This window comes from Pseudomonas sp. NPDC079367, from assembly GCF_044542195.1.
Classification (GTDB): Bacteria; Pseudomonadota; Gammaproteobacteria; order Pseudomonadales; family Pseudomonadaceae; genus Aquipseudomonas.
The window spans coordinates 54,613-79,660 of record NZ_JBITTW010000005.1; the positions used below are offsets into that span (position 1 = coordinate 54,613).

Below are 25,048 nucleotides of genomic sequence, written 5' to 3' on the forward strand. Positions count from 1 at the left end.
CCCTAGAATCAATCAGGCCCGACCTGATATTCGCCATTTCCAATAGCCATTACTGTGACGCCATTCTCATTGCATGAACGGAGTCAGGCTATTGTGTGCGATCGCAGTTCAGTGGCAACTCACCCTCTGGAATCCCTCGGTCCGTGCACCTGCACCGCCGGGCGCGATCTGCCGACGATTCATGATCGTCGCCACACTCGGCCATCCGTCACCCAACCCGACGTGGTGGAAATGAACATGCCAATCGACCGTAAAGACTGGGCGCAACGCTTCCCCGAATTTCTGGTTGAGGCCGAAACGCTTCTCGCCAAGTCCGAAGAGTGCCTGAGCCATCTGCAACTGATCAGCAATGACAAGGATGCCATCGACTGTATGCTCGGCACTCTGCTGAAGCTGGCCGCCCGGGCCGAAGCTTTGGCGCTGGAATCGATCTCCGAGTTTTCCCTGCACATCTATGGCCTGCTGAATTTGACCCAGGATCGAGTCGACCTGCACGAACAGGCCCTCGATGCTTTGCGCGACTGTTTCACCCTGATGGCCTGGCAGCTTGAACTCGTCGATCATAAAACCGGACAACTGAGCCTTGATGGCAGCGAGCAGGCAGCCCTGCTCGAAGCCTTCGCGGCACAGATGGGTCAGGACACTCTGGAGCCTGAAATGATCAGCAAACGTTTGCTTCCTACCTCTCTGACGGCGCGCCAGGCGTGAGGCAAGAGGCTGCGATACTGTCGTAATTGAATAGTGCGTATCCACCAGCGACACTCCGGGCCAAATAGTCAGCCCGATCACCGGTTAATTTCCAGGCACCTTTATCAGGGTTTTCCCTGTGCCCACGCAGCGACACTTCGAGGTACATCGAAGTCGTCCGAATACAACAATTCCAACTTTTCAACATGGAACTTGCGTCCACGAACCGCTGTTTCCTGACCGAACAGACATATATAGCGACCGCGACCAACGGTATGTTAAGTGGTATTATGCCGCCGGTTAGTTGCCTGCCGCTTAATGGCAAGCTGACTTCATTGTTTCATTAGCGATGTTATTGGCAGTCGTTGATTGCTCAACGAATGCGGCATGAATTAATACCATAATTGACAGTTTTCCAAACAGAGATCCGCCATTCGCTGGCCGGTCTGCCCGCAGTGAACATCCATTGGCTCCATCCGTTATGTACGCCAGCCTCAAGTCACTCATCACATGGCCACCCTCACGGGAAAACGCTCGGCGCTTCACACTTGTGCTGTGTGTTCTGGCGACCCTTGGCAGTTTGCTGGCCTATGTTTTTTCCGCGCACATACCGCTGGGGTTGCTGGCAATCGACGTCGCCGCTACCGCCTGCGTCTGGGTCCAATATCGCTTGTCGCGCAAGTCGATCAAGTTTCAGCCACAGGAACTGGCTGACCGTCTGCTGCAAGTCCAGGAAAACGAGCGCCATCGACTCAGCCGTGAATTGCACGACGATATCGGCCAGTTGCTGACCGCCGCCAAGCTGCAAAGTGACTGGCTCAAACGCCGTCTGCCGGTAGAACTCCAGGAACAATGCACGGTGCTTTGCGACACGCTGGATGAAACCCTGACCAAAGTGCGCGACGTCTCGGCCATTCTCAATCCGCGCCAATTGACCAGTCTGGGCCTTGAAGCCAGCCTGCGCGCACATTTGCTCAAGACGCTGGCCAACACCTCGGTCAATTGGAGTCTCGACTGCCAGCAACGGCTCAACGGCATCCCCGAAGAAATGGCCGTCGCGGCGTTTCGCATTACTCAGGAAGCCGTAACCAACATCCTGCGACACGCGCAGGCGAAAAACCTGTTGATTCGGGTACAGCGATTGCCGCAAGGTCTTACGCTGTTGATCAGTGATGACGGCCTTGGCTTCGCCCCGGCGGCCGACCCGGCGAGGGAAGGTCAACGCGGCATGGCCGGAATGGCCGAGCGTATCGAACAACTGGGCGGCACGTTGAATGTCGTCAGCGAGCCGGGCAAAGGCACTCGAATCGAAGCACTATTCCCTTGGGCGCCTCGGGCACTCGAACGGGCCAGTACAAATAAGGTTATGCGTTGACTTGTAACTTACTTCTGGTGGATGACCACTCGCTGATCAGAGCCGGCGTGCGCGCTCTGGTACTGGATATTCCCGGTTATGCGGTAATCGGCGAAGCCAGTGATGGTTCGCAATTGCTTGAGATGGTCGAGCATTTGAGCCCAGACATCGTATTGCTGGACATCTCGATGAAAGAGACGGGAGGTCTGGAAGCGCTGCAACGCCTCAAGCGTGTGCGCCCGCAGAGCAAAGTGCTGATCCTGTCGATGCACACCGATCCGGCGCTGATCATGCAGGCACTCGAGTCGGGTGCCCACGGGTATCTGCTCAAGGACACCACGGCCACCGAGCTCGAGCACGCGCTCGAAGCCCTGCGCAACAACGAACGCTACCTGAGCCCCGCCATTGCTCATACGGTGATCAATCAGGCATTGACCCGAAATCAGAAAAGCCAGCCAGACATCGCCGATTCGCACAACCTGACCGCACGCCAGCTGGAAATTCTCCGACTGATCGTGCGCGGCAAATCGACCCGCGAAATTGCCAATGGTCTGGGTTTGAGCGTCAAGACCGTTGAAACCCACCGTGCACAGATCATGAAGCGCCTGCAAATCTACGACGTGGCGGGTCTGGTGCTGTTCGCCGTCCGCGAACAGATCATCAGCCTTGATGACTGATTGACGGTTGCTGGCCCAATAACGGCGAATCCTTTGGCAAATGCACCTGCAACGCTGCAGGTTTAGCAACGAACCGCAGACTGTCGCCTTCCAGCGGCTCGCCGTCGAGATTGATGCTCAGCCCTTCGGCAACCTTGATCTCGACCCACGGCAACCGCGCTCGCACAAACATGTTTTCAAGACCGAAACCCTCGCTCAGCAGGTTCTTCAGCGTGCCGACCAGTTCCTGCGGTGCCGGCAGAATGCTGATGTCGAGCAAACCGTCGTTGACTCGGGCCTCAGGGCACAACACATGGCCGCCACCCGCCTGCCGTCCGTTACCGATGCCCAGCGCCAGCAGCTCACCCTGCCAATGAAAGTCCGGCCCCTGCAACTCGCCATAAGCGGCATGCAGCTCGCTGAACCGAGTCAGGCCGGTAAACAGATAAGCGGCGCCGCCCAAGACCTTTTTCAGGTCTTCCGAAGTATTGGCGGTGACCTGACTGCCGAATCCGCCCGTCGCCATGTTCAGGAAAATCTGCCCGCCAACTTCGCCCAGATCGATAGCCGAAGGCTCGACATCCAGCAAATCGAGAGCCTGCGCCGGCTCCAGAGAAATACCGGCGGCGCGGGAAAAATCGTTGGCAGTGCCGAGCGGTAGCAAGACAAGACTGGCTTTCTGTGGATGCTGAGCCAGCGCTTCGGCGATATCACGCAAGGTACCGTCGCCGCCGCCGGCAATGATCTTGCTGTAGCCCGCTGCCAACGCTTCCGCTACCAGACGCTGGGCGTCCCCGGCCTCCCAGGTCACACGCACAGCAAGCTCCCAGCCTTGCTCACGCTTGGCCTCGACAGCCGCGCGAACATCCTCGTTGAGTGCCTGTTTGCCATGCAAAATCAGCAGTGCCCGGCGTTCACTCATAACGTCACTCCAAGAATTGAATCGGTTGAAACATCTTGACCACTTCGCGCTTCGAAAAAGCCACGGGGTCGGCAATTTATTCCTCTTTCAACAGCCAGCGTCCTGCACAGCGGTATTTTTTCTTACGTAACAAGAGGAATCGGCTTAATTGACCACGCCCGTCCCTTGGGTCACCGTGTGCCGGCAGCATCAACCTTCAACCCAATAACACAAGGATGTGCCGGTAATGAACGGATACCCCTCGATTCATTTTCATGAATCGCGCATTGGAAAAACCAGCAAACGTACAGTTGTTACGATAGGCGAATACTTCCATGCACAACCATGAAACCAAGGCACCGGTGAGCCCGGTCGCCGCTCTCGCCGAAAGTCGCGCGAGCAAGAAACCTGACTTTTGCAACAGCGCCAAGAACACTGGAGAGTCTGATATGGAACCCCGTGTCAGCGAGCTGGAAACCCACTTCAAATACATGCGTCGCGACATGGACGAAATGATCAATGACGTGCGGACGATCAAACATCGTCTGGCGTATTCGGCGGGTGCAACCGCTGTCATCCTGGCCCTGCTGGGATGGGTTGCCAACAGCCGATTCGATCAATTGGTGACACTGATCAGCAACTGACCGAATTAATCGTTGCACGCGCCGTGCTTGCCAGCCGACGCGTGCATGGGCAAGACGGTTACCCGAGAAGCTCACTGAGCGCAATGAAGCTTACTTCATCACCCTCGCTCAACGTGCGCCCCTCTCGAACCTCCACCAGTCCATCCGCCCAAGCCGCGCTAAGCAGCACACCCGAGCTCTGGTTGCGATAAATGATTGCTCGCCCTTGCTCCAGACGTCCGCGTAAATATTCGCGACGATTTCCGGCCACCGGCCAGCCAAAGCCCGCAGGCACTGCAAACTTGAGCGGCTCGACGTTTTGCACACCCAAGCGGCGTAACAGATAGGGCCGCGCCAACAATGCGAACGTCACCAGCGTCGAGGCGGGATTGCCGGGCAAACCAATCACCGGCACGTTGCGGAAATGGCCGAACGTCAAAGGCTTGCCCGGCTTGATGGCCAGCTTCCACAGGGCCAACTCGCCTTCTTCACGCAGGGCAATGCCGAGGAAGTCCGCTTCACCCACCGAGACACCGCCGGTAGAGAGAATCAGATCGACATCTTGCAGCTCGCCCAGGCGCGCCCGAGTGGTGGGCAGATCGTCAGGAAGAATTCCGCCATCAATGACTTCACAACCCAGACGCTGCAGCCAGCTGCACAAAAGCACCCGGTTGCTGTTGTAGATTTGCCCGGGCCCCAATGCCTGACCGGGTTCGACCAGCTCGTCTCCGGTGGACAATACTGCCACGCGCGGCTTGCGCACGACGTTGAGGCCGGCGCAGCCAAGCGAAGCAGCCAGGCCCTGCTCAATCGGTCCCAATCGGGTGCCTGCCTGCAGAACCATTTCACCGATTGTGGTTTCCTGGCCTTGCGGTCGAATGTTCTGCCCGGCTTTCAAAGGTTCGAGAAAGCGCACTGGCCCGTCGGGCTGAACGTCGACGTTTTCCTGCATCTCTACACAGTCGGCGCCCGGCGGCAGCGGTGCACCGGTGAAGATGCGAGCGCAAGTGCCCGACTCCAACGGCTGCGGAGACTGTCCGGCGAACACTGTTTGACTGACCGGCAGCGGCTCGCCCTGCCAATCCGCCAGGTTCAGGGCGTAGCCGTCCATGGCACTGTTCGGCCACGGCGGCAGATCCAGAGTCGAGATCAGATCTTCAGCCAGCACGCGCCCTTCGACTTGAGCCAGCGGCAAGTGCTCGCACTCGACAATGCGTGACGCATCGGCCATGTCGAGCAACCGCTCGAGCGCCGCTTCGACGGGCAGCAAGCTGCCGGTCTTGCCTGGCTTACCCACGGGATTCACAAGGCGCCGCCTGCTTCAGATGGGTGACGAAGTTGCACGGACGATGACGGGCGTCCAGTTGCTCAGCGAGGATGCCATCCCATCCGGTGCGCACCGCATTGGTCGAACCCGGCAGGCAGCACACCAGCGTACCGTTGGCCAGACCTGCCAAGGCACGGGACTGCACGGTCGAAGTGCCAATATCGGCCACGGAAATCTGGCGGAACAGTTCGCCAAATCCGTCGACCTGTTTGTCGAGCAGACACGCCACCGCTTCCGGCGTGCTGTCACGCCCGGTGAAGCCGGTACCGCCGGTGATCAGTACGACCTGAACCACATCGTCTGCAATCCAGTTGGCGACTTGCGCGCGAATTTTATACAGATCATCTTTGAGCAGAACGCGCTCGGCCAGCGCGTGGCCGGCCGCGATCAAGCGATCGACGAAGACCTGGCCGGAGGTGTCGGTTTCCAGGGTGCGAGTGTCGCTGACAGTCAGCACCGCAATATTGAGCGGCACGAAAGGTACATCAGCCTTGGCTTTCATAGGCTCTTCCAGTTGTAGGGGAAACAGCCCGGTGTTATATCACAGCGGCTCATTTTTCCGCCGCCCTCTGGAGAGTCGTCATGTCCCCGAACAGCCAATTGCCGCCGTGCTCAGTCCTGCTTCTGGCCGGTGGGCGCGGCCAACGCATGGGCGGTCAGGACAAGGGGCTTATCGAGTGGCTGGGCGAGCCTTTGATCGCGCATTTACAGCGCAAGGTGCGGCTGCTGACCGACGATCTCATTATTTCCTGCAACCGCAATCGCGAGCGTTATGCCACGTTTGCCGATCAGTTGGTGATGGATGACGAAGGAGACTTTCCGGGCCCGCTGGCCGGTATTCGTGCAGGGCTGAAAGCGGCGCGCCATGGACATTTGCTGGTGTTACCGTGTGATGTGCCGCGAATAGACAAGGCCTTGCTGGAAGACATGCTGATGACTGCCGATCAGCAACGTGAAAAACCTTTAATGCTGCGCCATGGCGAGCATTGGGAACCGCTGCTGTGCGTGATACCTGTGGCGCTGTTGCCGGCATTCGAAGCGGCCTGGCATGCCGGTGAACGCAGCCCGGGTCGGGTGATGCGCAGTCTCGGCGCCGTCGCATTGCAATGCCCTGACAACGATCCGCGACTGGCCAACCTCAATACGCCGGAATTGTTACATCTGCACAACACTGTGTCAGACTGACACCATCCAAGGAACTCTCACGCCTTGTTTACGTCTCAAGCTCAGTAACCAGAAGATTTCCCATTCGGAGACACACTCATGACTCAACGGACCCTCGCCACTTTCATGCTCGCACTGGGCTTGGCAACCCTCGCCGGTTGCTCCTCGCCGACAGTGATCACCTTGAATGACGGTCGCGAAATCCAGGCCGTCGACACCCCGAAATACGATGATGATTCGGGCTTCTACGAGTTCCAGCAGCTGGACGGCAAAGAGACCCGCATCAACAAGGATCAGGTTCGTACCGTCAAAGAGCTGTAAGGCTCCGGGTCGTTACCGGATACAGAAAAGCCCGCATTGCCATGCGGGCTTTTTCATGCGCGCAGCAAACGTACAACGGTTATCACCATTGCAAGGTGATCCGGCTTTCGAACTCCCGTAACTCACCCGTCACCGGGTCAACAAACCGCAGGCCTTGCGCAAGCAGCTTCAAGGGATTGGCGTAGTCGTCCACGACATCCTTCAACACAGTCGGATAAAACGGATCGTTGCAGATACTCGCGCCCAACGCCGTCATGTGCACACGCAACTGATGCTTCTTGCCGGTCACCGGAAACAGGCCGTAGCGCCACAGGTCGCCGTTTTTCTCGCGTACCTCAACCGCCGTTTCGGTATTGCTCGCGCCCGGCCCTTCCTGCATGCGGAAGAACGGCTCGCCATCGACCAGCCGGCTCTTGTGCACCAACGGGAAATTCAGCTCAGGCAGCTCCGGGGCAATCGCTTCGTAGCGCTTGTCGATCTGCCGGGTCGGAAACAATGACTGATAGGCCGAGCGGGTTTGCGGATTGGCGGAAAAGATCACCAGTCCGGCGGTGTGCCTATCGATCCGGTGCAGTGGTACCAGATGCGGATTGTCCAGCCGGCGAATCAGCCGCCGCAGCAGGGTTTGTTCGACGTACTCACCGGCCGGGGTCACGGGTAGAAAGTGAGGTTTGTCGGCCACCACCAGATGTTCGTCAGCGTAGAGAATCGACTCGACCACCGGGATCGGTTTTTCGTCCGGTACTTCACGAAAGTAATGAATGCGCAGACCTTCCTTGTACGGCAAGTCCAGCGTAATCGGCTGGCCTTGTGCATCCAGTACACGGCCCCGAGCAATCCGGTCGAGCCACTGGTCACGGCCGATGGCCCTGAAGTGCTCGCACAAGCAATCGAATACCGTCAGCCAGGAACCGGGCGGCAAGTAGAGCGTGCTGGCCTGATTTTGCGCAGCGTTAAAACCGGATGTGGACATAAGAAACGGAAATCCTCAGTGCAGGGCGGCATTATCCAACACCGAGGCACAGCCACCTAGCGCAGTTTCATCAAGCCGGAATCGATTTCAGCGCCGCCGCTTCGGTGAACTCTTTCAGCCAGCGCAAGACATCGACCGCCTCCCAGCGCCCCGGATCGTACAACGCGTACAACAGGCCCTGATAACCGACCACATCCAGTTGCTTGTGGTAACCGGCGCGCTGAAACAAGGCTTCGATTTCGGCAAAGCAGGTATTGAAATGCAGTTTGTTGAACGGCGTCTTGCCTTCCGTGACCAGCCCGTCCAGGCGCAATTCGAGGACGGCCTCGCGCACCACGTCGACCGACATCCGGTTAACGCTGCTCTTCAACTGTTCGACATTGACCACGGTTCATCCCTCTGACTCGATTGCTGTATGGACATACAGTAACCGAAGAAGCCAGCGCGTGCCAACGCAACGATGGGTTGCTGCGACCAGCGGAATAACGGCGACAGATTCGCGTCAGCGTAAAAACGCCACGATCTCGTCTGCACTGAAAGGCCAATCCAGCTCTGCGCCAGTGTCGACCCGGCGTAGTACCGGAATGCGCAAACTGTACTTTTCGAACCGCGATTGATCTTCGGCGATGTCCACCAGTTCAACCAGCAGACCATGCTCGACGAAGGGCATCAGCTCGGCTTCGGCGACTTCACACAGATGACACCCGAGGGTGCCGAACAGCTGACATTCAGGAGGCATGATGGCGTTACCGGAAAACAAGTGGGCCCATTCTAGGACGCCCCCGAATCCTCGTCGACCCACCGCCGCCCGAAGGCCGCCACCCTTTCGACGCAAAATCCTGACGCAAATCATTCGGCGCAAATTGCAATTGCGTCATCCTCGCGGACTTTTTGCCTCTACGCTTCAGAGGCCAACGCCCTGACAGCGGAGTGTCCCGTGTTTGCAAATCTGTTGATCATCCTCGCCTCGTCCCTGGTGGTGATTGCTCTGTTCCGGCGCCTGCGACTGCCGCCGGTGCTGGGTTACCTGTGCGTGGGATTGCTGGTCGGGCCGAACGCATTCGATTGGGTCAACGAGAGCGAACACCTGCCCGATGTCGCCGAACTGGGCGTGGTATTTCTGCTTTTTTCGCTGGGCCTGGAGTTTTCCCTGTCGAAAATGATTGCGTTGCGTCAGGTGGTGTTTCGCCTGGGCAGTCAGCAAGTACTGATCAGCACAGCGTTGCTCGGCACACTGTTGATGGGGCTGGGCATGCCGCTCATGCCGGCGTTGTTGCTCGGTGCCGGTTTATCACTGTCATCCACGGCGATTGTGACCAAGGAGCTGGGCAGTCTCGGTGAAGTGTTCAGCAGCCACGGCCAGAACGCGGTCGGCGTGCTGCTGTTTCAGGACGTGGTGGCGGTATTGCTGCTGACGCTGGTGCCAGTGTTCGCCGGTACCAGCGAGCAGGCCTGGTATTGGGCCTTGCCTTTGACCCTGGGCAAAACCGTGGTGCTGTTCTTCGGCCTGCTGCTCGCCAGTCGCTGGTTGCTGCCACGGCTGTTTCATGAAGTGGCGGCCTCGCGCTCGGCGGAGCTGTTCGTCCTGCTGGCGCTGGTGATCGTGTTGCTTACCGCTTGGCTCACGCACTTGTTGGGCCTGTCGCCTGCACTCGGCGCTTTCCTCGCCGGCATGTTGCTCGGTGAAAGCCACTACCGGCACCAGATCGAAGCCGACATCCGGCCGTTCCGCGACATCCTGCTCGGAGTGTTCTTCGTCAGCATTGGCATGCTGATCGACCTGCAATTGTTTGTCAGTCACAGTCTGATGATCGTCGCCTTGACCCTCGGCCTGATGCTGATCAAAGGCATCGTGGTGGCGCTGCTGGTGAAGTGGCGCGGCAGTGACAGTGAAACCGCATGGCGCAGCGGTCTGGCCCTGGCCCAGGGCGGCGAGTTCTGTTTTGCCTTGATGGCGCAGATGCAGCAGAACAGCCTGCTGCCGGCCGAACCGGGGGCACTGCTGCTCGCGGCGACGTTCTGTTCGATGCTGCTCACGCCGCTGCTGCTTCGCGCGGCGCCGCGCATTGCCGCTGCGCTGCACCGCAAGCCCAATGAGGAGGCGCAGATCGAGCAGATCAGCGCCCTCAACGCCGATCTCGACCAACATGTGGTGATCTGCGGCTATGGTCGCGTCGGCCAGTCCATCGGGCGCTTCATGGGCAACGCGGGCCAAGCCTATGTTGCGCTGGACAACGACCCGGTGCGGGTACAGGAAGCCGCGTCCGCGGAAAGCGACGTGCATTACGGCGACTCGGCGCGTGGCGATCTGCTGACTGCCGTTGGCCTGTTGCGCGCCAGGCTGCTGGTGATTGCCGTGGATCAAAGTGATGTGGCGTTGCGTATTCTTCGTGAAGCCCGCCGACTCAATCAACAGGTGCCCATTCTGGTGCGCACGCGTGACGACAGCCAATCGGCAGAGCTCAGAGCTGCCGGCGCCACCGAGGTGGTGCCGGAGCTCCTTGAATCGAGCCTGATGCTCGCTTCACACGCGCTGATCATGCTTGGCCTGCCCGCGCATCAGGTGCAGGAGAAAGTCGATCAGGTGCGCATTGATCGCTATCGCCTGCTCCATGGTTTCTACCCCGGAGCCAGTGATGAGGAAATCTAGTCCTGACTCACCGCGCCGATCTTGTGCAGCGACAGGTCGGCGCCGTAATACTCTTGTTCCTGACTCAGGCGCAGTCCATGCAGAACCTTGATCGCGCCGTAGACGACGAAGCCGCCGATCAGCGCCACCACGACGCCGAGCGCAGTGCCGATCATCTGGCTGATCAGGCTGACCCCGCCCAGGCCACCCAAAGCGGTCTGGCCAAAGATGCCGCAGGCAATTGCGCCCCACACGCCACACAAGCCATGCAACGGCCAGACACCCAGCACATCGTCGATGCGCCATTTGACCTGGGCAGCGGTAAAGCACCAGACAAACAGGGCTCCAGCCATTGCGCCAGTCACCAGCGCGCCGACCGGATGCATCAGATCGGACCCTGCACAAATCGCCACCAGACCGGCCAACGGGCCATTGTGCAGGAAGCCCGGGTCATTGCGCCCGACGATCAACGCGGCGACGGTGCCGCCGACCATGGCCATCAGCGAGTTGACCGCGACCAGGCCACTGACACCTTGCAGCGTCTGCGCGCTCATCACGTTGAAGCCAAACCAGCCGACAATCAGGATCCACGAGCCCAATGCCAGAAATGGAATGCTCGACGGCGCGAACGCGACCAGACGCCCATCGCGATAACGACCATTGCGCGGCCCGAGCAACAACACTGCGGCCAGTGCCAGCCATCCGCCCATGGCATGCACCACCACCGAGCCGGCGAAGTCATGGAACGTGGCGCCAAACTGCTCCGCCAGCCAGCTTTGCAAACCGAAGTTGCCGTTCCAGACCAGGCCCTCGAAGAACGGGTAGATAAACGCCACGATCAGCGCCGTCGCACACAATTGCGGGACGAAACGCGCACGCTCGGCAATGCCGCCGGAAATGATTGCCGGGATCGCCGCAGCGAAGGTCAGCAGGAAGAAAAACTTCACCAGTCCATAACCATGATCGGCAGCGAGCACCGAAGCCGGTTGCATGAAGGTGACGCCATAGGAGATCCAATAGCCTATAAAGAAATACGCCAGGGTCGAGACAGCGAAATCGCTGAGGATTTTCGACAGTGCGTTGACCTGGTTCTTCTGTCGGACCGTGCCGACTTCCAGAAAGGCGAAACCGGCGTGCATCGCCAGCACCATCACCGCGCCAATCAGAATGAACAACGTGTTGGAGCTGTGAACCAGCGTGTCTACAGCAGTTTGCAGATTTTCCATGTGGAGGCAGACCTGAAAGCCTAAAAGGGCACCAAAGCAGTTCATGCCGGCCTGTCTTGCACCAAATGAGGAACCCGGCAGTCATTCAACGGCAGAGTCGATGAACTGATTTGGCGCACAGTTCGATGTCCGGTCACGAATCGCGAGTAAATGAATTAGAGTTTTCTGCCGGGACGCCCGGCAACAGCGCACGTATACCGAGCAACGCACCACGACACAGCAAAAGTTGTACCAGGCATTTGCACTGAACCTTCACGCAAGGCTCATACTCGAACGCTTCAAAGCCACCTACGGAGATCCATCAATGGCCAGCATCAAGGCAAAGACTGCTCAAGAAATCCTGATGAACGACTTCCAGACTCTGGTTAGCGACACAGAACGCCTGCTCGAACACACCAAGACCCTCGCTGGCGATCAGGCAGATGAGCTGCGTGCCCAGATTCACGACAGCCTGCTGCGCGCCCGGGAAACCTTGAAAGTGACTGAAGACACACTGCGCGAGCGCGGCCAGGCGGCCGTCACCGCTACTGAAGACTATGTGTCGGCCAACCCATGGCAGTCGGTGGGCATCGCGGCCGGCGTCGGCTTTCTGATTGGCCTGCTGGCAACTCGGCGCTGATCATGTCGATCGCAGAATCCGGCCCGACTGAGGGCACCGCCTCCTCCACGCGTCGCCTCGGCGCTGCCGTTCTGGGCCTGCTGCACAGTCATGTCGAGCTGTTCGGCATCGAATTGCAGGAGCAGAAATCACGCACCGTCAGCCTGCTGCTGTTCGCCGGCCTGGCGCTGGTGTTTGCCCTGCTGTTGCTGGTAGGTCTGTCGACGCTGGTGATGATCATCTTCTGGGACACCTATCGCCTGGCAGCGATCATCGGCCTCTGCGTTTTCTATACGCTGGCGTCGATCTTCTGCGGCCTGCGCCTCAAAGCGGCGATTTTCGATGAGTCCTCGCCTTTCCACGGCACGCTTGAAGAGCTGGCCAACGACCGGGAGCGCCTGCTGCCATGAGCCTGCCTGAACTTCCGCACAACAGCTCCCGTCGGGAAATGCGCAAGGCACTGATCCGCCTGCGCATGGAAATGCACCGACAGGAAATCCGCCACGAAACCGCGCAGGTCTTGCAACCCTTGCAGCGCATGCGCGGCATGAAGCAGAACGTCCAGGACGGTTTCGGCCTCAAGCATGCGCCATTGTGGGGCGTGGCGGCCGTAACGCTGCTGGGTTTCCTTACTGGCAAAGGCTCGAAACGCACCGGCGGTGGCGGTCTGACTCGACTGTTGCGCCTGGGCACGACGCTTGTGCCGCTGATCAGAGTGGTCATGCACAGCTCGGGTAAACGCTGAACCGTCCCTCTGGCTACATTCTTGCAATAGCGCCGGGATGAATCTCCTTATCGGGAGATTCAATCCCGCGTGCCTATCCGGCGGACGCGGCCAACCGAAAAACAAGATTAAGGATTTGCCGTGATCGACGGGCAACCGCTCGCCTGCTTTCAGCCTTTCATCGATACCGCCACCGGACGTATTGCAGGCGTTGAAGCACTCGGCCGCTTGCGCCAGAGCGATGGTCAACTAACCTCGGTCGGGGCGTTGTTCGCCGATCCACGCACCTCGGCCACCGCCTTGCGCCGGCTTGATCGGCAGATCCGCGATAATGCCCTTAGCCGCCTGTATGAAGCTCCGGCGGAGTGGTTTCTCAGTCTGAACATGTCACCTCGCTGGATCAGCCGCCTGCGCGTCGACCAGGCCTTGCCCAGTCTCAAGCAGTTGGCGCGACACCAGGTTGATCCGCAGCGGATTGTGTTCGAGATCACTGAGTTAGGCGGTAACAGCGAACGCTTGGCGCACGTGGTCACGCGCTACCGCGACGCGGGAGCGAGAATCGCCATCGACGATTTCGGCGCCGGCTACTCACAGCTGGATCGGGTGCTGGCCCTGCAACCGGACATTCTCAAGCTCGACATGCGTCTGTTCCAGGCAGCGGCTCTGGGCGGGCCGAGCAGCGATGTGGTCAAAGCGCTTGCGCAGATGGCCGAGAAAACCGGCTGCTGGATCATCGCTGAAGGCGTTGAAACCGAAGCGCAGCTGAATTTCGCGCTGGAGTGCGGCTCGCGCTACGTGCAAGGTTTTCTCTTCGCCCGGGCGCAGGAAGAGTTCTTCGCTACGGATGCTTTCGTCGAGCGTTTCGCTCAGTTGCGGCAGCGCTATGTGATGCAGAAGCTCGGCGAGCGAGGACGGCTGATGCAAATGCGTCAGCAGCTCAGCGAGCTGATGGCGATCCTGCAGCAGTGGGCGCAGGCCCGCGCACCGCTCAGCGCATTGCCACATTTGCAGTTGTTTCCGTGGCTGCTGCGTTTTTATCAGTGCGACCGCCATGGCACGCAACTGACCCCCAACCTGGAATGGCGTCAGGACGGCTGGTTCGCCGATGATAGCTACTTGGGGCACAACTGGTCGTGGCGACCTTACTTTTATCATCTGCTCGCTGAAGGCTGGGAAGAACGCCGCCTGACCCTGTCGAGCACCTACCGCGACGCCACCAGTAACCAGTATTGCCTGACTGCCGGGCAGTTCTTCGATAACGGCGAACGGCTGTTGTTGATCGATATCGATGCGGCGGGCCTGTAGTTCTGCTTGCAGGCACGGGGCCGAACCGGGAAGCTAGGGCGATCAGTCACCAGACGGAGAGAACCAGCCTTGGATTGGCCTACCCTGCTCAACCGCGAACGTCTCGGCAAGCCGCTGCACAGCCCGCAAGAACTCGGCCGCAGCCCGTTTCACAAAGACCATGACCGCATCATTTTCTCCGGCGCATTCCGCCGCCTCGGGCGCAAGACCCAAGTGCACCCGGTCACCAGCAACGATCACATTCACACCCGCCTGACCCACTCGCTGGAAGTCAGCTGCGTCGGCCGCTCTCTGGGCATGCGTGTCGGTGAAACCTTGCGCAACGCGCTGCCAGACTGGTGCGACCCCGCCGACCTGGGCATGGTGGTGCAATCGGCCTGCCTGGCTCACGACATCGGCAACCCGCCGTTTGGCCATTCCGGCGAAGACGCCATCCGCCATTGGTTTCAACAAGCGGCCGGGCGCGGCTGGCTGGACGGCATGAGCGAGGCCGAGCGCGGTGACTTTCTGAATTTCGAGGGCAATGCTCAAGGTTTTCGAGTGCTGACGCAGCTGGAATATCACCAGTTCGATGGCGGCACGCGCCTGACCTACGCGACGCTGGGAACCTATCTGAAGTACCCGTGGACTGCGCGCCATGCTGACTCCCTCGGCTACAAGAAACATAAATTCGGTTGTTATCAGAGCGAACTGCCGCTGCTCGAACAGATTGCGCACAAGCTCGGCCTGCCGCAGCTTGAAGACCAGCGCTGGGCACGCCATCCACTGGTCTATTTGATGGAGGCGGCCGACGACATCTGCTACGCCCTGATCGATCTGGAAGACGGTCTGGAAATGGAGCTGCTCGACTACGCCGAAGTCGAGTCGCTGCTGCTCGGTCTGGTCGGTGACGACTTGCCGGAAACCTATCGCCAGCTCGGCCCGCAGGATTCCCGCCGGCGCAAGCTCGCGATCCTGCGCGGCAAAGCCATCGAGCACCTGACCAACGCAGCAGCGCGGGCGTTTGTCGAACAGCAGGATGCCCTCCTTGCCGGCACCCTGCACGGCGATCTGGTCGAACACATGCACGGGCCGGCGAAACGTTGCGTGTTGAACGCCAAGGACATCGCGCGCAAGAAAATTTTCCAGGACAAACGCAAGACGCTGCATGAAATCGGCGCTTACACGACGCTGGAGATCCTGCTCAATTCGTTCTGCGGCGCCGCGCTGGAACAGCACAACGGCCGTACCCCGTCGTTCAAGAGCCGGCGCATTCTCGACCTGCTCGGCAACAACGCGCCGGATCCACAGGGCTCGCTGCACAGCTCGTTTCTGCGCATGATCGATTTCATCGCCGGCATGACCGACAGTTACGCAAGTGACATGGCATTGGAAATGACCGGGCGCTCGAGTCATTGAGCTCCCCGAATTCAGCCGGCCGTCGTCAGGCCGGCCGGATATCCTGCGGTTTCCTCGCCCCGAACGTTATAACGCGCTCTTCTAACTGTTCAGATAACACTGCCCTGAACTCTACAATCCGAGAAAATAACCAGCAGAAATAAACATCATTTAAACGCCAGCAAATAATCGGTGTTCAAGATTGGTCTTCGAATAATTTCTGTCTGCTGTCTATTGCATACCCGTGCTTCCTTACGTCAAACCTAATTTCAACGTAGTCCATTTCCTTATTACGCGTAGGATTAATCCGATAACGTAGTCGCGACACTACCAGTCCATGCGAGTGCTCATTCATCTGAGCTAAGGTGCGCGCTTTATTCATGCTTGCATGGGACTCTATTTATGAACTCCGTTTTTATCGTGGACGATCATCCGGTGATCCGCCTCGCCGTGCGAATGCTCCTGGAACATGAAGGCTACAAGGTCGTCGGCGAGACTGATAACGGTGTCGATGCCATGCAGATGGTGCGTGAATGCATGCCTGACCTGGTCATTCTCGATGTCAGCATCCCCAAGCTGGACGGCCTCGAAGTACTGGCGCGCTTCAACACCATGGGTTCAAACTTCAAGATTCTGATTCTGACCGCGCAGTGCCCCACGCTGTTCGGTATTCGCTGCATGCAGTCCGGTGCATCGGGGTATGTCTGCAAGCAGGAAGACTTGAGCGAGCTGGTCAGCGCAATCAAGGCGGTATTATCCGGCTACAACTATTTTCCCAGTCAGGCGCTCAATCCGGTGCGCAATGACGACATCCGATACGCAGAACTTGAACTGTTCAAATCCGTTAATGATCGCGAACTGATGGTATTGCAGTTATTTGCTCAGGGCCGCACCAACAAGGAAATTGCCCAGGGTATGTTTCTCAGTAACAAGACCGTAAGCACCTACAAAAAGCGCCTGATGCAAAAGCTCAAGGTCAGATCACTTGTAGAACTTATCGAGATGGCCAAACGCAACGCACTCGTGTGAGATTCCGCATGCCCAGCCGTTTAAAGGACTACTTGATTGCCTTGAGCGCAGCTCTGTGCCTGAGCGCCAATGCCGCGCCAGGCTCGCCGTCGGATTACGCCCTGCTCAGCCGGTCGGCAAGTGAAAACATTGCAGTGACTCTGCAACCATCGCAACGGCAGTGGCTGCAGGATCGCAGCGAATTGGTATTGGGCACTTCCGCACCTGACTACCCGCCCTTCGACATGACCGCCAGTGGCAAGGAATATGAAGGACTGACAGCCGACTACGCAGGCATCATCGGCAAGGTCAGCGGTTTGCCGATCAGGGTACAACGCTTTCCCTCTCGCGAAGCAGCGATTCGCGCCTTGGTCGATGGGCAGATCGACCTGCTTGGCACAGCCAACGGCTACGAAGCAGGGAACGCCAATCTTGCCCTCTCCAGTCCTTACGCGGTCGATCAGCCGGTATTGGTGACTCGCGAGGATGAAACCCGCTCTCTGACCGAAGGTCTGGCCGGCCTGCGCCTGAGCATGGTTTATCACTACCTGCCGCTGCCTGAGATCAAAGCGCTGTATCCCAAGGCACTGATCACCTGCTATCCCTCTTATCAGAACGCCATCAACGCCGTCGCCTTCGATCAGGCCGATGTATTTCTCGGCGACACCCTTTCCACCCACTACATGATCAACAAGGGTTATCTGAACAATGTGCGCATGGCCAATTTCGGCAAACAGGAAGCGCAAGGCTTCAGCTTTGCCGTCCGGCACAGCAATCCGCAATTGCTGGGCATCATCGACGCCGTGCTCAATGCGGTGCCAAGCGGCCAGCGCGACGACATCGCCAAGCGCTGGAGCGCTGGCAGCGACATGTTGCTCACTGATAAAAAACTGCAACTGACCGAACGCGAACAGACGTGGCTCAAGCGCCATCCCATCGTCAGCGTGGTGGTCAACGAGGCCTATGCGCCGCTGACGTTCTTCGACAGCGCGGGAAGCTTTCGCGGCATCAGCGCCGATCTGCTCGAACTGATCCGCTTGCGTACGGGCCTGCGTTTCGAGATTCAGCGCAGTCGCAACGATGCGGAAATGATCAGGCAGATCGACAACCACAAAGCCGACCTGATCGCTGCGCTGCTGCCAAGCGCTGAACGAGAGAAAACCCTGAGTTTCAGCCGTCCCTACCTGGAAAATTCCTATGTGCTGCTGACGCGCAAAAGCGCCGATGGGCCGACCAACCTGGCTCAACTCAAAGGCAAGCGACTGGCGATCGCCAAAGGCAATCCATTGGTCGCTTACTTGCACGAGAATTTCCCGCGCATCGAACTGATCGAAACGCCCGATACTTTCAGCGCCGTGTCGATGCTTGCCGGTAACCATGTCGACGGGGCCGTCAATTCCCTGGTGATCGCCAACTACTTCATTTCATCGCGCATCTTTGATCAGCCATTGCAAATCACCACCACGATTGGCACCAGTCAGGCGGCCTTCTCGCTGGCGACCGCACGTGACAACACCGAGCTGGCCTCGATCATCAACAAGGCACTGCTGAGCATCGCTCCCGAGGAGCTCGGAGTGATCAACGGCCGCTGGCGCGGGTATTCCACGGCGTCACAAAACATCTGGCAAAACTACCAGCGCCTGTTCTATCAGGTCATTGCCGCCGCCGGCCTGATCCTGATTCTGTTACTGACCTGGAACGCTTACATGCGCCATCAGATCAAACAGCGCCAGGCCGCCGAGCGCGCGCTGAACGATCAACTGGAATTCATGCGTTCGCTCGTCAACGGCACGCCGCACCCGATCTACGTACGGGATCGACAGGGCCTGCTGCAAAGTTGCAATGACAGTTATCTGGAAGCATTCAACGCCAAGCGCGAGGACATCATTGGCAAAGATGTCATACAGGGCACGCTGAGCAATGTCTTCGAAGCTCAGGCTTTCCAGGCCGATTACCAGAGAGTCATCGCCGAAGGCACACCCTTGGTACTCGATCGGCCCCTGCACATCGGCAACCGGCGATTGACCATCTATCACTGGATTCTTCCCTATCGCGACTCCAGCGGCGCCGTTCAGGGGATCATCGGCGGCTGGGTCGACATCAGTGAGCGCCGTCAGTTGTTTGAAGAACTGCGCGCGGCGAAGGAGCAGGCCGACGAGGCGAACCGGGCCAAGAGCACCTTTCTGGCGACGATGAGCCACGAAATCCGTACTCCGATGAACGCCGTGATCGGCATGCTCGAACTGACCCTCAGACGCATTGAACCGCGGCATCCGGATCGCGCCTCAATCGACACGGCCTATCATTCGGCCAAGGATCTGCTGGGCCTGATCGGCGATATTCTCGACATCGCTCGCATCGAATCGGGTCGCCTGAGCCTGTGCCCGGAATGGATCAATCTGGTGGATACGGTGACGTCCGTTGCGCGCATCTTCGACGGCCTTGCCCGGCAGAAAAACCTCGCTTTGCAAGTGGTTTTCAACCCGCCAAACCCGGCCGTGGACGTGCATCTGGATCCGCTGCGTTTCAAGCAGGTGCTGTCGAATCTGGTCAGCAATGCAATCAAGTTCACCGAATATGGCCACGTGAGGATCACCCTCGAACTGATCTCGGCAGACGGCTCTGGACGAGCGTTGATGCAGTTGACCGTGCAGGACAGTGGCGCAGGCATCAGCGCTGAAGATCAACAGCGCCTGTTCGAACCTTTCTCGCAGGCGGAAAACGGCAGCCGCCAGGCGAAAAATGGCGCCGGGCTGGGACTGGTCATCAGTCGCAACCTGTGCGAAATGATGGGCGGACAACTGCAGTTGAGCAGCCAGCCCGGCATCGGTACTCAGGTCTGCGTCTCGCTGCCACTGGACAGCCAGCCGGCAAAGGCGAATCCACCCAAAAGCGAACCGTTGATCAAGCCCGCGACAACGCCGTTACACATACTCGTTGTCGACGACCACCCCGCCAACCGCCTGCTGATGTGCCAGCAGCTCGAATTTCTCGGCCATCGGTTCAGCGTTGCCGAGGACGGCTGCAGCGGCCTTGAGCGTTGGAAGGCCGATCATTTCGATCTGGTGATCGTCGACTGCAACATGCCCATGATGAACGGCTATGAAATGACTCGCGGGATTCGCCAGCTTGAACTGCAAAACCGCCGCCCGCCGTGCACCGTGCTGGGTTTCACCGCCAATGCCCAGCCCGAAGAAGTCCGGCGCTGCAAACTCGCCGGCATGAATGACTGCCTGTTCAAGCCGTTAAGCCTGACCTTGCTCGCGCAGTGGATCGATGGCATCACGCCGGCCTCTCCCGCAGTGTTCGACCTGCAGAGTCTGAGCCTGCTGACCGGCAACAATCCCGCGCAAACCCGACGCATGCTGGTGGAACTGCTCAGGAGCAGCCGCCTGGACCGCGATGAACTGATCACTCTGTCGCCCGAAGATGATCGCGAAGCATTGGCCGTGGTCGCGCACAAGATCAAGGGCGCGGCACGCATCGCGCAGGCTTCTCGGTTGATCGAATGTTGCGATGCCCTTGAGCAAGCTTGCCAGCAAGTGCTCGCATCACAGGAGATTGCCCGCCGTTGGGCGGCAACCAGCCAGGCAATGCTCGAACTGGAGCAGGCCCTGCAGCAGCAACTGGCGCTGACCGATCAAGGCACAGTGAGCGAGTCTTGACTATGCTTGGGCGCTGAGCAGTGAGTTAAACATTCTGGAGAGCCTGCAATGCAAAGCCCACTGCGCCCCGAGCAACGCCGGTTGCCGCTGCACGTGCACATCAGCGTCATGTTCACCTTTCTCTTATTGCTCACAGGCGTGGTGCTGGGCCTGTTCAATTATCACCAGACCACGCAAATCATCCTGTCGAGCAGCGAGACGCTGTTCGATCGCATCGAACAGGATGTGCGTGATGACCTGCAGGCGACCTATCAGCCGATCCGCCACCTGTTGAGCCTGCTGGCAGACACCCCGGCGGCCCAGTCTGCCGAACTTGAACATCGCCTGCCCTTGCTCAAGCCGTTCAGCCAGTCATTGGTCGACAACCCGGCGTTGGCTTCGCTGTATCTGGGTTATGCCAATGGCGATTTTTTCATGGTGCGGGCACTGCGCACCCCGGCCCTCAAAGTACAGGTTCAGGCGCCGGAAGCGGCGGCCTATCAAGTCTGGAGCATCGAACACGACCCGCAGGGTGCCGTACGCTCGCAGTCGATGTTCTTTGATCTGGCGCTGACGCTGCTCAGCCGCCGCGATCATCCAGAGGAGCCCTACGATCCGCGCGGCCGCAAATGGTTCAGCGATGCTCTGCAACAGGCCGGGCAGATCACCACCGAACCTTACCTGTTTTTCTCCACTCACAATGTCGGCACCACGCTGGCGCGACGCAGCGGCGAGAACGCCGTGATTGGCGCCGATCTGACCCTCGCTTCGCTCTCCACCGCCCTGGGCAAGCACCGGGTAACGCCTTCGACGGAAATCGCCTTGTACGACACCGACGGCAATGCCGTGGCCTACCTTGACAGCAATCGCCTGATCGTTGATGACCGCAGCGCGCGGCTGGCCAGAGCGGCCGATCTCAGCCCAGAGCTGAACGCATTGCTCACCTCCAAAGATATCGGCAAGCGTCTGCAGGTCAACGATCGGCAATGGATCGTCGCACGCACCCGCATTGAGGAAGGCGGGCCTAAGGGTTTGCAACTGGCGCTGCTGGTGCCTGAAGACGAGTTGCTGGTGGATGCATTTCGCATGCGTTGGCAGGGCGCGCTGATTACCCTGGCCATCCTGTTGCTGTGCCTGCCCCTGGGCTGGGTGATTTCGCGAATTCTGGTCAAACCGCTGCTTGGCCTGGTCAAGGAAGCCGACGCCATTCGCAGTTTCGATTTCAACTTCCCGCTGACCCGACGCTCTCCCGTGCTGGAGGTCGATCAATTGAGCCTGTCAATGGCGCGGATGAAAGAGACGCTGGGAAGTTTCTTCCGCATCACCGACAGCCTGTGCGCCGAAACGCGTTTTGCTCCGCTGCTCGAACGCGTGCTGTTCGAAACCGTGCAGATCGCTCAGGCGCAGGCCGGTCTGATCTATCTGCGTGAAGCTGATGGTGCGCGCATGGAGCCCTATGGGCTGGTGATCGATGGCGTGCCGCAGGCGCTGGAGGCGTTCGACATTCAGGGACGTGAGCTGCATGAAACCGCGCCGGCGTGGTTTGAACAACTGGCCAGCGCCAACAGTACAGTCAGCCATCTGGGCTTCGATCAGGCGGGCGACCTGCAGAAAATCCTGCTGGCCATGGAATCACCGCGCATCCACCTGATCGGTATCCGCCTGCACAACCAGCATGACGAAACCATCGGCCTGCTGGTTCTGCTGGTCAATGACAGCGGCGCGCCGAGCGATCTGGAAAAGGTGCGGCCCGACCGTATCGCCTTTCTGCAGGCGGTGTCCGGTGCGGCGGCAGTCAGCATCGAAAGCCAGCGTCTGCAGGCTCGGCAGAAGCAACTGCTCGATGCCTTCATTCAATTGCTCGCCAGTGCGATCGACTCCAAGAGTCCGTATACCGGCGGTCATTGTCAGCGGGTACCGGAGCTGACGCTGATGCTCGCCCAGGCCGCTGCCGCCAGCGAAGAGCCGACGTTCAGCGCCTATCAACCCAGTGAAGATGAGTGGGAGGCCCTGCACATCGCCGCGTGGCTGCACGACTGCGGCAAGATCACGACGCCCGAGTATGTGGTCGACAAAGCTACCAAGCTCGAGACCATCAACGACCGCATCCATGAGATCCGCACCCGCTTCGAAGTGCTCAAGCGTGACGTGTGGATCAGCTACTGGCAGACACTGGCGAGCGGTGCGGATGAGGCTGCGCTGGCCCGCGCGCGTGATAGCGAGCTACAGATGCTCGACGACGACTTCGCCTTCGTTGCCCGTTGCAATCTCGGTGGCGAGGCCATGGCCGAGACCGATCTGCAACGCCTTGACCAAGTCGCGAAGCGCACCTGGCTGCGCACACTCGACGATCGCCTCGGTGTGTCGTGGGAAGAAAACCGTCGCCAGGCAAAAACACCGGCGCCGACTCTGCCAGTCAGCGAAAGACTGCTGAGCGACAAACCCGAGCACCTGATCGAGCGCGACCAGAACGAGCTGATCCCGGAGGACAATCCCTGGGGCTTCAAACTCGATGTGCCCGCCTACAAGTACAACCGCGGCGAGCTGTACAACCTGAAGATTGCACGTGGCACGCTGACCCGCGAAGAGCGCTACATCATCAACCATCACATGGTGCAGACGATCATGATGCTCAGCCACCTGCCCTTCCCCGGCCACCTCGACAGCATTGCCGAGATCGCTGGTGGACATCACGAAAAAATGGACGGCACCGGGTACCCGAAACGACTGAAACGCGAGGAGATGAGCCTGCCGGCAAGGATGATGGCGATTGCCGATATTTTCGAAGCGCTGACCGCCGCCGATCGCCCCTACAAGAAAGCCAAATCGTTGAGCGAGGCGTTGGGCATCATGGCGACCATGTGCCGGGAAGCGCACATTGATGCGCCCCTGTTCGGCCTGTTCATCAACGAGGGGGTGTACATGCAGTACGCGACGCGGTTTCTCGATCCCGCGCAAATCGACAGCGTGGATACGGCCAGCCTGTTGCACAAGGCTGGCCTCGGCGGCTGATCAGCAGTCGGTCAGGCGAAGGAAAATCGCTGCCAATTGCTCGATGCCGGTCTGATCTTCGGCACCGAAACGCGCCAGTTTCGGGCTGTCGAGATCGAGCACGCCGATCAGGCGACCGTCCTTGACCAGGGGCACCACCAGTTCGCTGTTCGAAGCGCTGTCGCAGGCAATGTGGCCGGGGAAGGCATGCACATCCTCGACGCGCTGGGTCTGCAGACTGGCAGCAGCGGCGCCACATACGCCACGCCCGAACGGAATGCGCACGCAAGCGATCTGGCCTTGAAACGGGCCGAGCACCAGTTCTTCGTTGCGATTGAGATAGAAACCGGCCCAGTTCAAATCATCGAGCTGGTTGAACAGGAACGCGGAAAACTGCGCGGCATTAGCGATGAAATCGCGCTCGTCCGCCAGCAGCGATTCCAGTTGCGCGGCCAACATGCCGTAGCCTTCGAGGCCCTGGCCGCTGTGTTGCAAATCAATCATGCCTTGTGCTCCAGCAATTTCAGTCCCACCCAGTAGCGGGCGAATTGATACGCGCAACGTCCGTTGCGATTACCGCGGCCGGTGGCCCAGCGCACGGCGAGGATGTCCAGTGCTTCGTCGCGCTGCCAGCTCAGGCCGGCCTTGGCGGCCAACTGGCCGATCCAGTGTTCGACGACGTTGAGAAAATGTTCCTGGGTAAACGGGTAGAACGACAGCCACAGACCGAAACGGTCCGACAAGGCGATCTTGTCTTCCACTGCTTCGCTCGGGTGCAGCTCGCCGTCAACGCGCTTCCAGTTTTCATTGTCGCTTTCCTTTTCCGGCACCAGGTGGCGACGGTTGGAAGTGGCGTACAGCAAGACGTTGTCGGGGGCCTGCTCAAGCGAACCGTCGAGCACGCTTTTCAGCACGCGGTAGTCGCCTTCGCCGGATTCGAACGACAGGTCATCGCAGAACAACACGAAACGTTGCGGCAATTTGGCGACTTGCTCGACCACGCGTGGCAGGTCAGCCAAGTGATCGCGCTCTATCTCGATCAGGCGCAGGCCGGCGCCGGCATGCTCGGCGAGCAACGCACGCACCAGCGAGGATTTGCCTGTACCGCGCGAGCCCCAGAGCAAGGCGTGGTTGGCCGGCATGCCATCGAGAAATTGTCGGGTATTGCGTCCAAGCTGTTCCAACTGACGGTCGACACCGATCAGGTCGGACAGACGCATGTCAAGGCTGACTTCCAGCGGCAACAGGTAGCCGCTGCGCCCGTCACGCTGCCAGCGCGCCGCCAGACAAGTATTCCAGTCAATGACGGGGCGCGGGGCCGGCAACAGTGGTTCGATTCGCGCCAGAACCGACTCGGCGCGTTCAAGAAAAGCATTCAATCGGGAATCCACGTCTTCTCCTCGGGCACTTTCACAGTGATGATGACGATCCAGCGACCCTGCACAGATAGAATTGCCCGACCAAGCCTTGTTACAAGGCGATTCGGGAACCTCGGTATCCATACATGATCGACTATGCTTGAGCAGCGAAGGGAAACGGA

At 59.2% G+C, this 25,048-nt stretch carries 24 protein-coding genes; 15 read left to right on the forward strand and 9 right to left on the reverse strand.

Features of this window, described 5'->3' with window-relative positions; translation table 11 throughout:
• Positions 1-237: 237 nt before the first annotated feature.
• The 3 genes from ACIGDJ_RS08495 to ACIGDJ_RS08505 all read left to right on the forward strand — a co-directional run bounded on the left by ACIGDJ_RS08495 (position 238) and on the right by ACIGDJ_RS08505 (position 2,718).
• Entirely contained in the window at positions 238-708 is a 471-nt protein-coding gene (locus ACIGDJ_RS08495) for a hypothetical protein (RefSeq protein ID WP_101155576.1), read from the forward strand.
• A gap of 460 nt (positions 709-1,168) precedes the next feature.
• On the forward strand, positions 1,169-2,062 hold the full coding sequence (locus ACIGDJ_RS08500) for a sensor histidine kinase (RefSeq protein ID WP_101155574.1): 894 nt from the start codon (positions 1,169-1,171) through the stop codon (positions 2,060-2,062).
• Positions 2,059-2,718 carry a response regulator transcription factor gene (locus ACIGDJ_RS08505; protein ID WP_101155572.1) on the forward strand — a complete coding sequence of 220 codons (660 nt, stop codon included), beginning with the start codon at positions 2,059-2,061 and terminating at the stop codon, positions 2,716-2,718. Before ACIGDJ_RS08500 ends, ACIGDJ_RS08505 begins: the two co-directional genes overlap by 4 nt.
• Here the strand turns inward: ACIGDJ_RS08505 and yegS are convergent.
• Positions 2,702-3,619, reverse strand: a complete 918-nt coding sequence (gene yegS / locus ACIGDJ_RS08510; protein ID WP_397479281.1) for a lipid kinase YegS — start codon at positions 3,617-3,619, stop codon at positions 2,702-2,704. The genes ACIGDJ_RS08505 and yegS overlap by 17 nt on opposite strands.
• Positions 3,620-3,933: 314 nt before the next feature.
• On the opposite strand from yegS, the gene ACIGDJ_RS08515 reads away from it, so the two are divergent.
• Positions 3,934-4,242: a hypothetical protein gene (locus tag ACIGDJ_RS08515; protein WP_397479282.1), complete on the forward strand. Its 309-nt coding sequence runs from the start codon at positions 3,934-3,936 to the stop codon at positions 4,240-4,242.
• 58 nt (positions 4,243-4,300) lie between these two features.
• Here ACIGDJ_RS08515 and glp read toward each other — a convergent pair whose 3' ends face one another.
• On the reverse strand, positions 4,301-5,527 hold the full coding sequence (gene glp, locus ACIGDJ_RS08520) for a gephyrin-like molybdotransferase Glp (RefSeq protein WP_312999960.1): 1,227 nt from the start codon (positions 5,525-5,527) through the stop codon (positions 4,301-4,303).
• On the reverse strand, positions 5,511-6,050 hold the full coding sequence (gene moaB / locus ACIGDJ_RS08525; protein WP_016770598.1) for a molybdenum cofactor biosynthesis protein B: 540 nt from the start codon (positions 6,048-6,050) through the stop codon (positions 5,511-5,513). Before moaB ends, glp begins: the two co-directional genes overlap by 17 nt.
• A gap of 80 nt (positions 6,051-6,130) precedes the next feature.
• Here moaB and mobA point away from each other — a divergent pair, with 80 nt between their 5' ends.
• Both mobA and ACIGDJ_RS08535 read left to right on the forward strand, forming a co-directional pair.
• The gene (gene mobA, locus ACIGDJ_RS08530) at positions 6,131-6,733 is read left to right on the forward strand and encodes a molybdenum cofactor guanylyltransferase MobA (protein WP_101155565.1); all 603 of its coding nucleotides are present in this window, start codon (positions 6,131-6,133) and stop codon (positions 6,731-6,733) included.
• A gap of 78 nt (positions 6,734-6,811) precedes the next feature.
• Entirely contained in the window at positions 6,812-7,033 is a 222-nt protein-coding gene (locus ACIGDJ_RS08535) for a YgdI/YgdR family lipoprotein (protein ID WP_016770600.1), read from the forward strand.
• Positions 7,034-7,115: 82 nt separating this feature from the next.
• Here ACIGDJ_RS08535 and ACIGDJ_RS08540 read toward each other — a convergent pair whose 3' ends face one another.
• The 3 genes from ACIGDJ_RS08540 to ACIGDJ_RS08550 all read right to left on the reverse strand — a co-directional run bounded on the left by ACIGDJ_RS08540 (position 7,116) and on the right by ACIGDJ_RS08550 (position 8,745).
• Positions 7,116-8,006: a pseudouridine synthase gene (locus tag ACIGDJ_RS08540; RefSeq protein ID WP_397479283.1), complete on the reverse strand. Its 891-nt coding sequence runs from the start codon at positions 8,004-8,006 to the stop codon at positions 7,116-7,118.
• A gap of 70 nt (positions 8,007-8,076) precedes the next feature.
• Positions 8,077-8,394: a hypothetical protein gene (locus ACIGDJ_RS08545; protein ID WP_016770837.1), complete on the reverse strand. Its 318-nt coding sequence runs from the start codon at positions 8,392-8,394 to the stop codon at positions 8,077-8,079.
• A gap of 114 nt (positions 8,395-8,508) precedes the next feature.
• Complete coding sequence (locus ACIGDJ_RS08550; RefSeq protein ID WP_101155664.1) at positions 8,509-8,745, reverse strand: glutaredoxin family protein; 237 nt, start codon at positions 8,743-8,745, stop codon at positions 8,509-8,511.
• 198 nt (positions 8,746-8,943) lie between these two features.
• On the opposite strand from ACIGDJ_RS08550, the gene ACIGDJ_RS08555 reads away from it, so the two are divergent.
• Positions 8,944-10,656 (forward strand): monovalent cation:proton antiporter-2 (CPA2) family protein, encoded by a 1,713-nt coding sequence (locus tag ACIGDJ_RS08555; protein ID WP_101155562.1) that lies wholly within the window; start codon positions 8,944-8,946, stop codon positions 10,654-10,656.
• Here the strand turns inward: ACIGDJ_RS08555 and ACIGDJ_RS08560 are convergent.
• Complete coding sequence (locus tag ACIGDJ_RS08560; RefSeq protein WP_101155560.1) at positions 10,653-11,861, reverse strand: ammonium transporter; 1,209 nt, start codon at positions 11,859-11,861, stop codon at positions 10,653-10,655. The two genes, ACIGDJ_RS08555 and ACIGDJ_RS08560, sit on opposite strands and share 4 nt — an antisense overlap.
• A gap of 304 nt (positions 11,862-12,165) precedes the next feature.
• On the opposite strand from ACIGDJ_RS08560, the gene ACIGDJ_RS08565 reads away from it, so the two are divergent.
• From ACIGDJ_RS08565 to ACIGDJ_RS08600, 8 genes are all read left to right on the forward strand, one after another.
• Positions 12,166-12,480, forward strand: a complete 315-nt coding sequence (locus tag ACIGDJ_RS08565) for a YqjD family protein (RefSeq protein WP_101155558.1) — start codon at positions 12,166-12,168, stop codon at positions 12,478-12,480.
• A gap of 2 nt (positions 12,481-12,482) precedes the next feature.
• On the forward strand, positions 12,483-12,869 hold the full coding sequence (locus ACIGDJ_RS08570) for a phage holin family protein (protein ID WP_101155556.1): 387 nt from the start codon (positions 12,483-12,485) through the stop codon (positions 12,867-12,869).
• On the forward strand, positions 12,866-13,204 hold the full coding sequence (locus ACIGDJ_RS08575) for a hypothetical protein (protein ID WP_101155554.1): 339 nt from the start codon (positions 12,866-12,868) through the stop codon (positions 13,202-13,204). The genes ACIGDJ_RS08570 and ACIGDJ_RS08575 overlap by 4 nt, the downstream gene beginning before the upstream one ends.
• 120 nt (positions 13,205-13,324) lie before the next feature.
• Entirely contained in the window at positions 13,325-14,488 is a 1,164-nt protein-coding gene (locus tag ACIGDJ_RS08580) for an EAL domain-containing protein (protein ID WP_397479284.1), read from the forward strand.
• Positions 14,489-14,557: 69 nt separating this feature from the next.
• Complete coding sequence (locus ACIGDJ_RS08585; protein ID WP_101155550.1) at positions 14,558-15,886, forward strand: deoxyguanosinetriphosphate triphosphohydrolase; 1,329 nt, start codon at positions 14,558-14,560, stop codon at positions 15,884-15,886.
• A 381-nt stretch (positions 15,887-16,267) separates the two neighbouring features.
• Positions 16,268-16,894: a response regulator transcription factor gene (locus tag ACIGDJ_RS08590; RefSeq protein WP_101155548.1), complete on the forward strand. Its 627-nt coding sequence runs from the start codon at positions 16,268-16,270 to the stop codon at positions 16,892-16,894.
• An 8-nt stretch (positions 16,895-16,902) separates the two neighbouring features.
• Positions 16,903-20,538, forward strand: a complete 3,636-nt coding sequence (locus ACIGDJ_RS08595; RefSeq protein WP_397479285.1) for a transporter substrate-binding domain-containing protein — start codon at positions 16,903-16,905, stop codon at positions 20,536-20,538.
• A gap of 48 nt (positions 20,539-20,586) precedes the next feature.
• Positions 20,587-23,529 (forward strand): HD domain-containing phosphohydrolase, encoded by a 2,943-nt coding sequence (locus ACIGDJ_RS08600; protein WP_397479286.1) that lies wholly within the window; start codon positions 20,587-20,589, stop codon positions 23,527-23,529.
• On the opposite strand, the gene ACIGDJ_RS08605 is transcribed toward ACIGDJ_RS08600, so the two are convergent.
• Together ACIGDJ_RS08605 and ACIGDJ_RS08610 are read right to left on the reverse strand one after the other, a co-directional pair.
• Positions 23,530-24,012: a GAF domain-containing protein gene (locus ACIGDJ_RS08605; protein WP_101155542.1), complete on the reverse strand. Its 483-nt coding sequence runs from the start codon at positions 24,010-24,012 to the stop codon at positions 23,530-23,532.
• Positions 24,009-24,899, reverse strand: coding sequence for an ATP-binding protein (locus ACIGDJ_RS08610; RefSeq protein WP_101155540.1), 891 nt, complete (start codon positions 24,897-24,899; stop codon positions 24,009-24,011). The genes ACIGDJ_RS08605 and ACIGDJ_RS08610 overlap by 4 nt, the downstream gene beginning before the upstream one ends.
• Positions 24,900-25,048 lie beyond the last annotated feature (149 nt).

Coding starts and splice junctions, on each gene's coding strand:
- moaB (WP_016770598.1), bottom strand. CDS start 6,050: ATGAAAGCCAAGGCTGATGTACCTTTCGTGCCGCTCAATATTGCGGTG.
- ACIGDJ_RS08515 (WP_397479282.1), top strand. CDS start 3,934: ATGCACAACCATGAAACCAAGGCACCGGTGAGCCCGGTCGCCGCTCTC.
- ACIGDJ_RS08565 (WP_101155558.1), top strand. CDS start 12,166: ATGGCCAGCATCAAGGCAAAGACTGCTCAAGAAATCCTGATGAACGAC.
- ACIGDJ_RS08595 (WP_397479285.1), top strand. CDS start 16,903: ATGCCCAGCCGTTTAAAGGACTACTTGATTGCCTTGAGCGCAGCTCTG.
- ACIGDJ_RS08495 (WP_101155576.1), top strand. CDS start 238: ATGCCAATCGACCGTAAAGACTGGGCGCAACGCTTCCCCGAATTTCTG.
- ACIGDJ_RS08590 (WP_101155548.1), top strand. CDS start 16,268: ATGAACTCCGTTTTTATCGTGGACGATCATCCGGTGATCCGCCTCGCC.
- ACIGDJ_RS08535 (WP_016770600.1), top strand. CDS start 6,812: ATGACTCAACGGACCCTCGCCACTTTCATGCTCGCACTGGGCTTGGCA.
- ACIGDJ_RS08570 (WP_101155556.1), top strand. CDS start 12,483: ATGTCGATCGCAGAATCCGGCCCGACTGAGGGCACCGCCTCCTCCACG.
- ACIGDJ_RS08550 (WP_101155664.1), bottom strand. CDS start 8,745: ATGCCTCCTGAATGTCAGCTGTTCGGCACCCTCGGGTGTCATCTGTGT.
- mobA (WP_101155565.1), top strand. CDS start 6,131: ATGTCCCCGAACAGCCAATTGCCGCCGTGCTCAGTCCTGCTTCTGGCC.
- ACIGDJ_RS08575 (WP_101155554.1), top strand. CDS start 12,866: ATGAGCCTGCCTGAACTTCCGCACAACAGCTCCCGTCGGGAAATGCGC.
- yegS (WP_397479281.1), bottom strand. CDS start 3,619: ATGAGTGAACGCCGGGCACTGCTGATTTTGCATGGCAAACAGGCACTC.
- ACIGDJ_RS08560 (WP_101155560.1), bottom strand. CDS start 11,861: ATGGAAAATCTGCAAACTGCTGTAGACACGCTGGTTCACAGCTCCAAC.
- ACIGDJ_RS08605 (WP_101155542.1), bottom strand. CDS start 24,012: ATGATTGATTTGCAACACAGCGGCCAGGGCCTCGAAGGCTACGGCATG.
- ACIGDJ_RS08500 (WP_101155574.1), top strand. CDS start 1,169: ATGTACGCCAGCCTCAAGTCACTCATCACATGGCCACCCTCACGGGAA.
- ACIGDJ_RS08540 (WP_397479283.1), bottom strand. CDS start 8,006: ATGTCCACATCCGGTTTTAACGCTGCGCAAAATCAGGCCAGCACGCTC.
- ACIGDJ_RS08600 (WP_397479286.1), top strand. CDS start 20,587: ATGCAAAGCCCACTGCGCCCCGAGCAACGCCGGTTGCCGCTGCACGTG.